The organism is Blautia sp. JLR.GB0024 (genome assembly GCF_037000545.1).
Classification (GTDB): Bacteria; Bacillota; Clostridia; order Lachnospirales; family Lachnospiraceae; genus Blautia; species Blautia celeris.
In genome coordinates this window covers 687,170-700,204 of sequence record NZ_JBANBF010000001.1, presented here as the reverse complement: position 1 = coordinate 700,204, position 13,035 = coordinate 687,170, and the positions used below count along the sequence as shown (strand labels likewise).

At 48.7% G+C, this 13,035-nt stretch carries 12 protein-coding genes; 2 read left to right on the top strand and 10 right to left on the bottom strand.

Features of this window, described 5'->3' with window-relative positions:
- Positions 1–139: 139 nt before the first annotated feature.
- Complete coding sequence (locus tag V8Q34_RS03160) at positions 140–1,111, top strand: uroporphyrinogen decarboxylase family protein (protein ID WP_158587324.1); 972 nt, start codon at positions 140–142, stop codon at positions 1,109–1,111.
- Here the strand turns inward: V8Q34_RS03160 and V8Q34_RS03155 are convergent.
- The 4 genes from V8Q34_RS03155 to V8Q34_RS03140 all read right to left on the bottom strand — a co-directional run bounded on the left by V8Q34_RS03155 (position 1,104) and on the right by V8Q34_RS03140 (position 4,986).
- Positions 1,104–1,454: a type II toxin-antitoxin system PemK/MazF family toxin gene (locus tag V8Q34_RS03155; RefSeq protein WP_018594007.1), complete on the bottom strand. Its 351-nt coding sequence runs from the start codon at positions 1,452–1,454 to the stop codon at positions 1,104–1,106. The genes V8Q34_RS03160 and V8Q34_RS03155 overlap by 8 nt on opposite strands.
- A gap of 152 nt (positions 1,455–1,606) precedes the next feature.
- Positions 1,607–2,743, bottom strand: a complete 1,137-nt coding sequence (gene alr / locus V8Q34_RS03150) for an alanine racemase (RefSeq protein WP_033140309.1) — start codon at positions 2,741–2,743, stop codon at positions 1,607–1,609.
- Positions 2,740–4,242 carry an NAD(P)H-hydrate dehydratase gene (locus V8Q34_RS03145; RefSeq protein ID WP_335834780.1) on the bottom strand — a complete coding sequence of 501 codons (1,503 nt, stop codon included), beginning with the start codon at positions 4,240–4,242 and terminating at the stop codon, positions 2,740–2,742. The genes alr and V8Q34_RS03145 overlap by 4 nt, the downstream gene beginning before the upstream one ends.
- 99 nt (positions 4,243–4,341) lie before the next feature.
- The gene (locus V8Q34_RS03140) at positions 4,342–4,986 is read right to left on the bottom strand and encodes a redox-sensing transcriptional repressor Rex (RefSeq protein ID WP_033140311.1); all 645 of its coding nucleotides are present in this window, start codon (positions 4,984–4,986) and stop codon (positions 4,342–4,344) included.
- Between the two features lie 172 nt (positions 4,987–5,158).
- Here V8Q34_RS03140 and abc-f point away from each other — a divergent pair, with 172 nt between their 5' ends.
- On the top strand, positions 5,159–7,066 hold the full coding sequence (abc-f, locus tag V8Q34_RS03135) for a ribosomal protection-like ABC-F family protein (RefSeq protein WP_335834779.1): 1,908 nt from the start codon (positions 5,159–5,161) through the stop codon (positions 7,064–7,066).
- A gap of 63 nt (positions 7,067–7,129) precedes the next feature.
- Here abc-f and V8Q34_RS03130 read toward each other — a convergent pair whose 3' ends face one another.
- From V8Q34_RS03130 to V8Q34_RS03105, 6 genes are all read right to left on the bottom strand, one after another.
- Positions 7,130–7,927 (bottom strand): ABC transporter permease subunit, encoded by a 798-nt coding sequence (locus tag V8Q34_RS03130; RefSeq protein ID WP_181014383.1) that lies wholly within the window; start codon positions 7,925–7,927, stop codon positions 7,130–7,132.
- Positions 7,924–8,823: an ABC transporter ATP-binding protein gene (locus tag V8Q34_RS03125; RefSeq protein WP_033140314.1), complete on the bottom strand. Its 900-nt coding sequence runs from the start codon at positions 8,821–8,823 to the stop codon at positions 7,924–7,926. The genes V8Q34_RS03130 and V8Q34_RS03125 overlap by 4 nt, the downstream gene beginning before the upstream one ends.
- A complete protein-coding gene (locus V8Q34_RS03120) occupies positions 8,810–9,469 on the bottom strand; it encodes a TetR/AcrR family transcriptional regulator (protein WP_052099203.1) in 660 nt (219 codons plus the stop codon). Before V8Q34_RS03120 ends, V8Q34_RS03125 begins: the two co-directional genes overlap by 14 nt.
- Positions 9,470–9,637: 168 nt before the next feature.
- On the bottom strand, positions 9,638–10,849 hold the full coding sequence (locus tag V8Q34_RS03115; RefSeq protein ID WP_148391466.1) for an NADP-dependent isocitrate dehydrogenase: 1,212 nt from the start codon (positions 10,847–10,849) through the stop codon (positions 9,638–9,640).
- Positions 10,836–11,534: a GntR family transcriptional regulator gene (locus tag V8Q34_RS03110; protein WP_033140576.1), complete on the bottom strand. Its 699-nt coding sequence runs from the start codon at positions 11,532–11,534 to the stop codon at positions 10,836–10,838. The genes V8Q34_RS03115 and V8Q34_RS03110 overlap by 14 nt, the downstream gene beginning before the upstream one ends.
- Positions 11,535–11,562: 28 nt before the next feature.
- The gene (locus tag V8Q34_RS03105; protein ID WP_033140316.1) at positions 11,563–12,951 is read right to left on the bottom strand and encodes a 2-isopropylmalate synthase; all 1,389 of its coding nucleotides are present in this window, start codon (positions 12,949–12,951) and stop codon (positions 11,563–11,565) included.
- Positions 12,952–13,035: the final 84 nt, after the last annotated feature.

The window sequence follows — 13,035 nt, the reverse complement described above, 5'->3', positions numbered from 1 at the left end:
CTGCTTCTTTATGTAACATTAGCATTATACCATGGAATGCAGCAGAAAAAGTTCCAAAATCAAATTTTGAATAAATCATTGTTTTTATAAAATTCTGGTGTATAATGTAAGTAACCAATATTGGATGGGAGGTTTTTATATGACACCAAAAGAAAATTTCAGAAAATTTTTTCAGCACGAACGCGGTGAATGGTTTCCCAGTTTTTTTACAGACGCTAACCTGTCTGTCTTTATAACGGGAATGGATGAGCGTGCGCCCCATAACCAGTCCGGAAAAGATTTCTTCGGATGTACCTGGGTGTATGATCCTGTGGGAAATGCAGCCGTGCCTGACACCAGTGTTTTGCCGGTTCTGGATGATATCTGTGACTGGAGGGAAAAAGTAGTCTTCCCTGATTTGGACGCCGTAGACTGGGAGGCAAGCGCAAAGGCAGACAAGGTGGACCAGTATGACCCGGACAAATTCAATTATTCCATGCTTCTGGAAGGCCCCTTTGAACGTCTGCACACACTCATGGGCTTTGAAAACGCCCTCTGCGCCATGCTGACAGACCCGGAGGAGGTAAGCGCCTTTTTCGACCGGCTTACAGAGATGAAATGCAGAGAACTGGACATTCTGAAAAAGTACTACCTCACAGAAGCCGTATGCTTCCATGATGACTGGGGCACGCAGAAAAACATGTTCTTCTCCCCGGACATCTGGCGCAGCCTGATCAAACCGCAGATTAAAAAAATCGCAGCCCACTGTCACTCTCTCGGCATGTTCTTCGATATGCATTCCTGCGGCAAAATGGATCAGATCATAGCGGAGTTCCCGGAGATCGGCATAGATTCCTTCCAGGGACAGGGCATCAACGACATTGTGGGGGCAATGAAAAAGACAGGCAGAAGCCTGTCCTATAACATCACACCAAAGTATCAGGACCTGGAAGCCCAGGCGGCAGCAGGAAACCTGACAGAGGAGGAAGTCAGAAGCCATATCCGGGAAGAAGTTTTATCCTGTGCAAAGAACGGAATCTATACAACTGCCTTCGTCCCGGTAAAGACCTGGTGGTTCCCCATCGCCATGCAGGAGGCGAAAGCCTGCGAAAAGGAAATTTTCACTATGTAGTGGGAAGTTCCAGGCTCACGCACAGGGCATGATTGACTTTCTTCAGTATTTCCGCATCCAGATGGCATACCTTGTCTTTTAATCTTCGTTTATCAATTGTGCGAAGCTGCTCTAACAGGATCACGGAATCCTTCACGATCGCGTAGGAGGATGCGTCAATCTCTATATGGGTGGGCAGCTTCGCCTTGTTCATCTTCGATGTTATGGCCGCACAGATCACTGTGGGGCTGTGTTTATTTCCGATGTCATTCTGAATGATCAGCACCGGACGGATTCCGCCCTGCTCACTTCCGACCACCGGCCTTAAATCCGCGTAAAAAATATCACCTCGTTTGATAACCACACATTTCACACTCCGATTTTTTTCTGTTCAGATATAATTCTTCCCAATTCTCTCGTGTGTATTCCATGGTTTTTCTTGTTTTTTACTTTTCTGAAGCCAAAAGTCCTCCAAACAGCTGAAAAAACGGTGCGCAGGCACGTCCACACGGCCGGCTACTGCCCGGAAACGTACAGACGCGGCACACGTTTGTTGATGCAGCAGGCAAACTCATAATTGAAACGGCCGGATATCTCCCCCAGCTCCTCCATTGTGATGCACTCCTGCCCGTCTCTTCCGATCAAGGTCACTTCATCTAACTCTTCCGCTTCCGGAATATCTGTCACATCTGCCATGAACTGATCCATACAGACGCGTCCGATAATAGGCGCGCGTCTGCCTCGTATCAGCACGCTGCCCCTGCCTGACAGCCCTCTGCAGTACCCGTCCGCATACCCCACGGGAATCGTGGCCACCCTGGTCGGGCGTGTTGTGACAAAGGTACCGCCGTAACTGATCTCCACGCCGGGTTCCACTGTCTTTATGTATACAACTCTGCTTTTGAGAGCCATAACCGGTTTTAAAGGCACCGGCTCCTTTTCCACCTGGTCGGATGGATACAGGCCGTACAGAATAATGCCTGCCCTCACTGCATCCATGTTCGCCTCGGGAATACGGATGATGCCTGCGCTGTTGGAACAGTGCTTCAGAGGCACATGCAGCCCCTTCTCCTCCAGTGCATGGACAAATTTCAGGTATCTCTCAAGCTGCACATACGCCGGTTCCCTGTCCGTCTCATCGGCTCTGGCAAAATGTGTGAACAGACCTTCTACTTCAAGGCCGGGCATCTCTGCGATCTTCAGAATCTCCGGTACATCATGCTGTAAGTCGCGATAGCCGATACGGGTCATGCCTGTATCCAGCTTAATATGTATCTTTACTGTTTTGTTCAGCCGCTTTGCCGTGTCCGATAAATCCTCAGCCATCTTACCGGTAAAAACGGTTGGACGGAAATCGTTCTTGATAATCGTCTCGTAATCTTCCAGGAAGGTATATCCAAGGATCAGAACAGGCTTTTTGATGCCGCCCTCCCGAAGAGCAAGTCCCTCTTCCACACAGGCCACTGCAAATCCCCAAATATAGGGCAGTGATTCTATGTGTTCGGCAATGGGAAGCGCTCCGTGTCCATAGCCGTCCGCTTTGAGTACGGCTATGATCTTCGTGTCCTCATGGATATTCTTCTTCATATTTTCCAGATTATAGGAAACCGCATCCAAATCTATGGAAACGTAAATCCTGTTTGGTGTCTTCATAAAACTGCTCCTCTTTTCTTCAAGATCTCCGCTGTCTGTGTAATGATATCCCCGGCAATCATGCTGTACTCACCTTTTTGGGCGGCGGCCATATCCCCTGCCATACCGTGGAAATAAACGCCGAGAGCTGCCGCCTCCCTGGCTGAAAGTCCCTGGGACAAAAATCCCATGAGGATGCCAAAGAGCACGTCCCCGCTTCCCGCTGTTGCCATACCGCTGTTGCCGGAGGTGTTGATAAATATCTCCTCGCCGCCGTCGGAAATGACGGTACGTGAATCTTTACACACGACTGTCAGGTGATATTTCCCGGCAAAACGTTTTGTCAGGTAAAGAGGCGCTTCCTTCCACTCCTCCACAGATACCCCGGAGATTCTGGAAAACTCACCCAGATGCGGTGTCACAAGGACCGGTGCCGGATACTGGGACAGCACTTCCATTCTGCCGGCCAGCAGATTCAGGCCGTCCGCGTCGATCAGCAGAGGTTTTCTGCCCTCCGCCAGTATGGTATACAAAATATCTTCCGCCTGCTGTCCTGTGCCGAGTCCCGGTCCTACCCCGATCACATCAGCCCATGCAAGCCCTTCCCGGATCTGTTCTTTTCGGATCTCTTCATCGTCATAAAAGCTGTACATGGCCTCCGGCAGCATTGTGGTCAGTGCCTGACGGTTCTCTTCCCTGGTATGTACCTTTATCATGCCTGCGCCGGCCCTAAGAGCCGCACAGGCGGAGAGATATGCCGCGCCGCTTATATCCCGGCTGCCGGCTGCCAGGAATATTTTCCCGAAAGTTCCTTTGTTCCCGTCCGGCTTTCTCGCCGGAATCCGGCACAGATCCTTCTCCTCACAGCTCTGTATGGACAGTTCAAAATCATTCTGAGGCAGCCTGTAGATTCCGATATCAGCCGTCCTTACCTTGCCCGCGCAGGATGCGCCCGGGTAGAATAAAAGACCTGCCTTCTCATAAGCAAAGGTGACTGTCACATCAGACTTCACTGCGCAGCCCAGCACTTTCCCCGTATCAGCACTGATACCTGATGGAATGTCCACTGCCATGACCTTTGCCCCTGACCGGTTCAGAGCTTCGATGGTGTCCCTGTATTTTCCGCCCACTTCCCTGGACAGACCTACACCAAAGACAGCATCTACTATAGTAGTATATTCAGCAGGTACTGCATTCTTGACAAAGGATATATGATAATTTTCTGCAATTTTCACTTGCTTTCTCATTTCTTCTGTATAATGGTCCTTTTTTCCAAGTATACAGATATCTGCCGAGACACCTGTCATATGGAGCATACGGGCCACCGCTACGCCGTCCGCACCGTTATTTCCGGTACCGCAGAGCACCAGAACTCTTTTCAAAGGAAAATTTTCCTCCCGAAGTGCCTGACAGACACTCAGAGCTGCCCGCTCCATAAGTACCAGGGAGGGAATCCCAATCTCGTGGATCGTGTATTCATCCAATAGCTTCATCTGTCCGCCGGTTACGATTTGTTTCATATCATACACTCCTCTCTTATTCCGGTATGAATCAGGGACGTCTGTCAAACCTTCCTGCAGAGCAAAAGGCCGCCGCAAAAATTCCGCAGCAGCCTTTTCTTACTTTTTATGTTCGGTCACATAACAATTCAGGTTATAAGACAATCGCATGAGGCTCTCAGAAAGGTGTACATTTTCCACGATGACATCCTCCGGGACCTCCAGATCCAGATGTGCGAAATTCCAGATGGCTTTGATTCCGTTTTCCACCAGCAGGTTGGCTGTCTCCTCCGCGTTATTCTTAGGCAGAGTCAGCGCTGCGATCTGAACATCATTATCCTTCAGATACTGGGGAAGTTCATCCATCATAAGAATTTCGTTCCCACGGATAGAGATACCTTTCAGAACCGGATTCACATCAAATATACCCACCACTTTAAATCCGCGCTTTTCAAACTGTACATAATTGGCCAGTGCCTGTCCCAGATTGCCGGCTCCGATGATGATCATGTTGTGGGTCCTGTCGAGCCCCAGAATCTTGGCGATCTCTGTGTACAGGTACTGCACATTATAGCCGTATCCCTGCTGCCCGAATCCTCCGAAATTGTTCAGGTCCTGGCGGATCTGGGATGCGGTCACGCGCATCTTGCTGCTCAGCTCGTTTGAGGAAATACGTTCCACACCATCTTCCAAAAGTTCTCCTAAATATCTGTAATATCGGGGAAGTCTTCTGATGACTGCTTTCGATATGCATTTTTCGTCCACGACTTTACCCTCCTTATGTCTAAGTTTTCTGTTTCATATAGGAATATTATATATAATTGTTAAAATAAAGTCAAATACAATTCCAGTTATTGTTGTTTTTATCTGTTGTCAAATTCTGAATTTCCGATATAATAGGAAGGGTGAACCAAAAGATAAAGGAGATTCGTATAAAATGATACTGGCATGTCAAAACATTGAAAAATCGTTCGGAGGCATGAATCTGATCCATGATGCCTCCTTCCATATAGAAGAACGCGAAAAAGCCGCCCTGGTGGGCATCAACGGAGCAGGAAAATCCACACTGCTGCGCATCATCATGCAGGAGATTCCCGCGGACAGCGGAGAGGTAATCTTATCAAGGGGCAGGACCATCGGCTATCTGGCCCAGCATCAGGAGTTGGACAGCGCGCTCACCATCTATGACTCTCTGCTCCAGGTCAAACAGCATATTCTGGATATGGAGCTCCATATGCGCAGAACCGAAAAACAGATGAAGCACGCCCAAGGGGAGGAGCTGGACCGCCTGATGGAGACGTATTCCCGGCTGACCCATGAGTTTGAGATGGAGAACGGCTATGCGTATAAAAGTGAGCTTGTGGGCGTACTGAAGGGACTCGGCTTTCCGGAGAGTGACTTTGAAAAAGAAATCTCCACCCTGTCAGGAGGCCAGAAAACCCGTGTGGCCCTTGGCCGCCTGCTGCTGTCAAAACCGGATATCATCCTTCTGGATGAGCCTACCAACCATCTGGATATGGACTCTATCTCCTGGCTGGAGACGTACCTTTTGAATTATCCGGGAGCTGTCCTTATCGTATCCCACGACCGGTATTTTCTGGACAGGATCGTGACCAAGGTGATTGATATTGACAACGGAAAGGTAAGCTCCTTCAGCGGAAACTATTCCGCCTACAGTGAGAAAAAGGCCCAGCTTCGCAGAGATGCCTACCAGGCCTACCTCAATCAGCAGCAGGAGATCAAACACCAGGAGGAAGTCATTGCCAAATTAAAGCAGTTCAACCGGGAAAAGTCCATTAAGCGGGCTGAAAGCCGGGAAAAGATGCTGGATAAGATTGAAGTCATAGAAAAACCGACTGAGGTAAACGCGTCCATGCGTATTTACCTGAAGCCCCGCATAGAGAGCGGCATGGATGTGCTGACCGTGGAACATCTCTCTAAATCCTTTCCCTCCCTCCCGCTGTTTTCTGATTTGAACTTTTCCATCAAACGCGGGGAGCGTGTGGCCATCATCGGGAATAACGGAACCGGAAAAACGACGATACTCAAAATACTGAACGAGCTGGTCTCGGCCGACGCCGGCGTCTTCCATCTGGGAAGTAAAGTACACATCGGCTACTATGATCAGGAGCACCACGTGCTGCATATGGAGAAAACCATCTTCCAGGAGATTTCGGATGATTTTCCAAAGCTCACCAACACGGAGATCCGCAATCTTCTGGCTGCCTTTCTCTTTACCGGGGATGATGTCTTTAAGAAGATCGCATCCTTAAGCGGCGGGGAACGGGGTCGCGTATCCCTGGCAAAGCTCATGCTCTCAGAAGCCAATTTCCTGATCCTGGATGAGCCTACCAACCATCTTGACATTATGTCAAAGGAAATCCTGGAGGAGGCCCTGCGCAATTATACGGGTACGGTGCTGTATGTATCCCATGACCGTTACTTTATCAACCGTACCGCCACCAGGATCCTGGAGCTGACCAACCAGAGTATGGTAAACTATATCGGCAACTATGATTATTACATGGAGAAAAGGGAGGAGCTCACCCGCATCTATGCGCCGGGCCTTGAGGAGGAACAGGCTGCGGAATCCGTATCCGCCACGAAACTGGACTGGAAACAGCGCAAAGAAGAACAGGCACGCCAGAGAAAGCGTGAAAATGATCTGAAGAAGACAGAGGCAGAGATTGAACGCCTGGAAACCAGGGACAAAGAGATCGACAGTGAGATGGAAAAGCCTGAGGTTGCCGTCAATGTGGCTGAATGCGTCCGGCTTGCCAATGAAAAAGCTGAGATCGCAGAAAAGCTGGAAGAACTGTATGAAAAATGGGAAGAGCTGGCATAATGCCTGCTCCTCCCGTTTTTTATATCCGGCTGCTATCCCTTCGGCCGTCTGCGATTCCATCTCTTACAAAGGCAGATCCCGTTTGCTGAACCGTATGATCCCGATTCCCATAAGCAGGATTCCTGCCAGATATAAAATGCCGCACATGATCCACGCCTTCCCGTCACCTGCAGCCAGCCCGTCAATGTCAAAGAGGGTTATGGGGGTGGCGTATTTTACTTTCTCGAACTTATCCCCCACCTGTGATATCATCTGCAGGAGAATGGAATATACCACCACGGTTGTGCTGACCGCGGAGGAAGTCTTTGTCTCATTGCTGCAGCAGGATGCACAGAAACATGTCCCGCCGAAAAATACAAGGATACCCAATAATCCCACATTGATCCGAAGGAAGGCACCTGTCTCCATCTCTCCCGGAAAAAGCGCCTCACTGAAAGCAAGAATCAGGCAGGTCACATATACCACCATGACAACCAGGCAGGTCAGCATGAAGACACACTGAGTCAGCATGATCTTCCAGCGTTTCTGTGGTACTGCCAGCAGGTAGGCCATGGAACCGTTATCTACATATCTGGATACCAGTCTGTTGGATAGGATAATGATAAATACCCCGGGGAAGGCCACATACAGCATTCCGTATAAATATCCGGATACAAATTCCAGCAGCGTCTGGCCCACGTCAGCCATGCCGAATGCCGCAAACAAATCCGGCATACTGTCAGCCATCATTTTCAGGCTGTCTCCCATCTCGGGGTTAAACATCATGGTGATCATACTTCCGTATACACTGAGCACTGCAAGAAAAATGACGAGCAGCAGCCAGTTGGATTTGATCTCTTTTTTAAACAGTGTAGCATTCATGATTTTGCTGCCCCCTCTCCGTAAAAATGCATGAAGAACTCTTCCAGGCTCTGTGTGCGCACGTCGAAATCCGTGACCGTATAGGCGCCTGCTTTTTTGATAAAGGCATCCAGGTTTTTTCCAACCTTGGCCGTTACCGTTTTACTGCCGGGCTGATAGACTGCCTCCGGGAATGCGGCAGCGAATGCCTCTGCCATATCCGCCTCCCGGAAGGTGATATCGATCACCTTCTGCCGCCCCTCTTTCAGTTTCTCCATCTCCTCCACTGCAACCAGCCGTCCGTCTCGGATAATGGCAGCGCGGTCACAGGTGCGCTCAATTTCCTCAAACATATGGGAAGACATCAAAATGGTCTTTCCCTTTTTCTTCTCGGAAAGGATCAGCTCCACAAAACGGTTCTGCATCAGAGGGTCCAGCCCGCTGGTGGGTTCATCCAGGATCAGGATGCTGGCCAGCGGGTTCATAAAGGCACAGACGATTCCTATCTTCTGCTTCATGCCCTTTGACATTTTCTTCAGTTTGCCGGACGCGTTCAAGTCAAACATCTTCATCAGTTCCTGTGCCCGGCCCATATCTCTCATATTTTTCATTTTAGCCACAAAGCGGATAAACTCCATCCCTGTCATGGAATCAATAAAAGCGATCTCTCCCGGCAGATACCCAAGAGATGTCTGGATCTTATCCGACTCTTTGAAGCAGTCCATATCCAGAATGGACAGTCTGCCCTTATCCGGTTTGATGAATCCCATCAACTGCCGGATCGTGGTTGTCTTACCGGCACCGTTTGGTCCTAAAAACCCCAGTACCTCTCCCTGTTTTACAGAAAAACTAACATCAAAAACGCCGCGGTTCTGCCCATAGTCTTTCGTAATATGACTGATTTCAATCACGTTCATTTTTTTGCCTCCTTCCAACCATTTCGGTTAGATACTCTTCTTTGTATGCGATCCGCTTCAGCATTTCTGACCATTTTCTGAATTGACGCATCAATTCATCCGCATCCACCGTATCGGTATAAAACATTCTCTGGTGCAGATATCCGTCAGTGAGCCAGAGAAGCATGTTCAGTATTTCTTTGGGATCTATGTCCTCCCTGAATTTAGTCATATCCACATTCTTGAAATAATCCACGAACATGGTATCCATCTGGTTTTTCATAAAAGAGTTCATATCTTCCGATACGTCCTCCCTGGATGTAAAAAATGCCCGGACACTGAACTCCATAAGAAAGGGAAAACTGGAGAGGATACGGGCTTTTTTGTCTGCTGCATAGGCCAGCAGCTCAAAATAATCCGTTATTTCAAAAAAGTGCCGGTCTAAAAGGCGCGGTCCTACCTTCTCCATGACATACTCAAATATGTACATATACAGCTCTTTCTTATTTTTAAAATAGTAAAACAGCAGCCCTTTTGAGATGCCTGCCTTTGCAGCGATCAGGTCTGTGGATGCCCGTTTGTATTCATTGGTGCCAAACACTTCCAGTGCTGCATTGACAACCGCGTTCTTCTTCTCTTCTGAGAGACTGCTAAGTCTGTCCTCCATCCTGTGCCTCCTTTAATGCTTTACCGATTCGGTTAATACCCATTATAAGAAATTGACTAAATTTTTCAACCCCTGCCCGAGACTTTTTTTCACAAATAATAAGTCCATGTAAGCAGGGACTTGTTTCTCTCTCTTACATGGACTTTTAAATCAGCAGACGCTTATTTTTTACGCGTATAAAACATCCAGATTCTTCCTTACAGCCAGGATAAACTCACGGCTGTTCAATACAGAAGGATTCTTAATTGACGTGATGAGTGCAAGGTCTTTTGTCATCTCTCCCTTTTCGATAGTAGTGAGAGTGGCCTGTTCCAGCCGGTCGGCAAACAGGCAGAGGTCTGTATTTCCATCCAGCTCCCCGCGTTTTCTCAAAGATCCGGACCAGGCAAAGATGGTAGCCACGGAGTTGGTGGAAGTCTCTTCCCCTTTTAAATGTTTGTAATAGTGGCGCTGTACGGTTCCGTGTGCAGCTTCATACTCAAAATATCCGTGAGGGGATACCAGCACGGATGTCATCATAGCCAGAGAGCCGAAAGCGGAGGATACCATATCACTCATAACATCCCCGTCATAGTTCTTGCAGGCCCAGATAAAGCCGCCTTCGGCTTTCATCACACGTGCCACCGCGTCGTCGATCAGTGTATAGAAATATGTAATACCGGCCTTTTCAAAGGCATCCTTATATTCTTTCTCATAGATGTCCTGGAAAATATCCTTGAAGGTATGGTCATACTTTTTGGAAATGGTGTCCTTGGTGGAGAACCACAGATCCTGTTTTGTGGAGAGCGCATATTCAAAGCAGCTTCTGGCAAAGCTCTCAATGGAATCATTTAAGTTGTGCATTCCCTGTGCCACCCCGGCACCTGTGAAGTTATGCACCAGTTCTCTTGTCTCTGTTCCGTCAGCCGCGGTATATACAAGCTCCACCCTGCCCGGTCCGGGAATGACCATCTCTGTGTTTTTATAGACATCCCCGTAGGCATGTCTTGCCAGAGTGATGGGTTTCTTCCAGTTCTTTACACAGGGCTCGATTCCTTTTACCACAATAGGCGCCCTGAAAACCGTACCGTCCAGCATGGAACGAATGGTGCCGTTGGGACTTTTATACATTTCCTTTAAGTGATACTCGTCCATTCTGGCCGCGTTCGGGGTGATGGTGGCACATTTTACCGCTACTTTGTATTTCTTTGTGGCATTGGCCGCATCCACTGTCACCTGGTCGCCGGTCTCATTTCTGTACTCCAGTCCCAGATCATAATACTCTGTGTTCAGTTCCACATATGGCGCAAGCAGATCCTCTTTGATCATTTTCCAGAGGATCCTTGTCATCTCATCCCCATCCATTTCCACCAGAGGTGTTGTCATTTTAATTTTTTCCATTGTTGTCGTTCTCCTTTCCGTATTCTTCCCGCAGAATTTCTTCCAGATTAAAATGTTTCAGATTCTCAACTGTATTAAATATGTGTCTTGCAGCTACCTGTTCCGCCAGATCCGCGTTTTTGCTCTTTATGGCTTCCAGAATCTCTGTGTGCTCACTGCCTGATTTATTCAGACGCATGCGGTTCATAATGGATACCTGCCGCACACGCTGTACATATTGATGAAAATCAGACAGTGTGTGGGAAAGCATCCGGCTGCCGGACGCCTCATAGAGCAGCTTATGGAACTTGCCGTCCATTTCGCAGACCTGCTCATAGTGTTCTTTCTTTGCATGATAGTCTGACAGGACAATGGCCTCCTCCATGGCTTCCAGCTGTTCCGGTGTTATATTCTCCACGGCCATCCGGGCACAGAGCCCTTCCAGCCGGGAGCGGATCAAATAAATATCAGTCACATCCCTTGCGGATATCCCGTTGACAAAGGCTCCTTTGTTTGGCACCAGGCGTACCAGGCCCTCCAGTTCCAACTGCCGGATGGCTTCCCGGACCGGAGTTCTGCTGACTCCCAGCTCTTTCCCTATGGTACATTCCACCAATTCGTCTCCCTGCTGGTAACGGCCTTTCAGAATATCTGAACGGATCTTGTCAAACACCTGGCCCCTCAGGGACTTTTCTCTACCTGCCATTTTGCTTCCTTCCTCACATGTCATTGCCTTATAAGGTTATATTTAATCTTGCGCAGCTCTCCTCGATCACGGATATCAGCTCCTCATCCGTCAGGACAGTCACGCGTCCCTCCTCGTACTGGGCATCCACCCATGCCTTTACCATCTGCACCAGTTCGCTGTTCTTCTGCACCTGTTTCTCACCGGACAGGCGGTAATGATTGTTGATCCAGTGAGCAATGCCGGCAAGGCCCGAGGTGTTGGAAACAGCCACCTGCGGCGGACGGCCCAGGAATTTATCCGTATCAAAGATATTGTAGATCTCTTCATTCTTCAGAAGACCGTCTGCATGGATACCGGCTCTCGTCACATTGAACGCACTTCCCACAAACGGTGTTGTGGAGGGCACCTTGTATCCGATCTCTTTTTCATAGTACTCCGCAAGCTCTGTGATGACCCTTGTGTCCATGCCGTCCAGGGAGCCTTTGATCTGCGCGTACTCGAATACCATGGCTTCAAGGGGGGTATTGCCGGTTCTCTCACCAATGCCGAACAGGGAGCAGTTTACACCGCTTGCGCCGTAAAGCCACGCCGTCGTGGAATTGCTCACAGCCTTGTAGAAATCGTTGTGGCCATGGAATTCGATCAGCTCGGAAGGGATTCCGGCATGTGTCAGAATACCGTAAATAATGCCCGGAATGGAGCGTGGAATCACAGCACCCGGATAGTTCACGCCATATCCCATGGTATCACAGCAGCGCACCTTAATGGGAATGGAGTACTCCTCCATCAGTTTATTCAGTTCCAGACAGAAGGGGATCACATAGCCGTAGATATCCGCTCTTGTTATATCCTCCAGATGGCATCTGGGGCTGATTCCCGTCTCCAGGCATTCACGGATCACACTCAGGTAATGCTCCATGGCCTGCTTTCTGGTCATTTTCATTTTATAGAAAATATGGTAGTCGGAACAGCTCACCAGGATACCGGTCTCCTTCAGACCAATGTCCTTTACCAGTTCAAAATCCTTCTTGCTGGCACGGATCCAGCTCGTAACTTCCGGGAATTTATATCCCCGCTCCAGACATTTATATACGGCGTCTCTGTCCTTTTTACTGTAAAGGAAAAATTCGCTCTGGCGTATCCTGCCGTTTGGTCCGCCCAGTTTGTGTAAATAATCAAAGATAGTTACAATCTGCTCTGTGCTGTAAGGAGCTCTTGACTGCTGCCCGTCGCGGAACGTGGTGTCAGTGATCCAGATGTCATCCGGCATATGGTGGGGCACGATCCTGTCGTTAAACGCAATCTTGGGTACCTCTGTGTAGGGGAAAAGATTGTGAAATACATTCGGTGTCTGCACATCCACCAGGGGATACATATGCTCTTCCAGTTCCAGTAAATTTGTATGGTAATTCATTCTGACAGCTCTGTTTATCATATTCGTCACTCCTCATCTTAACTTCCGGTATGACCCGGCATCACATTTTCAATATGCTATCACTTTATCTTAATGAATTTCTTG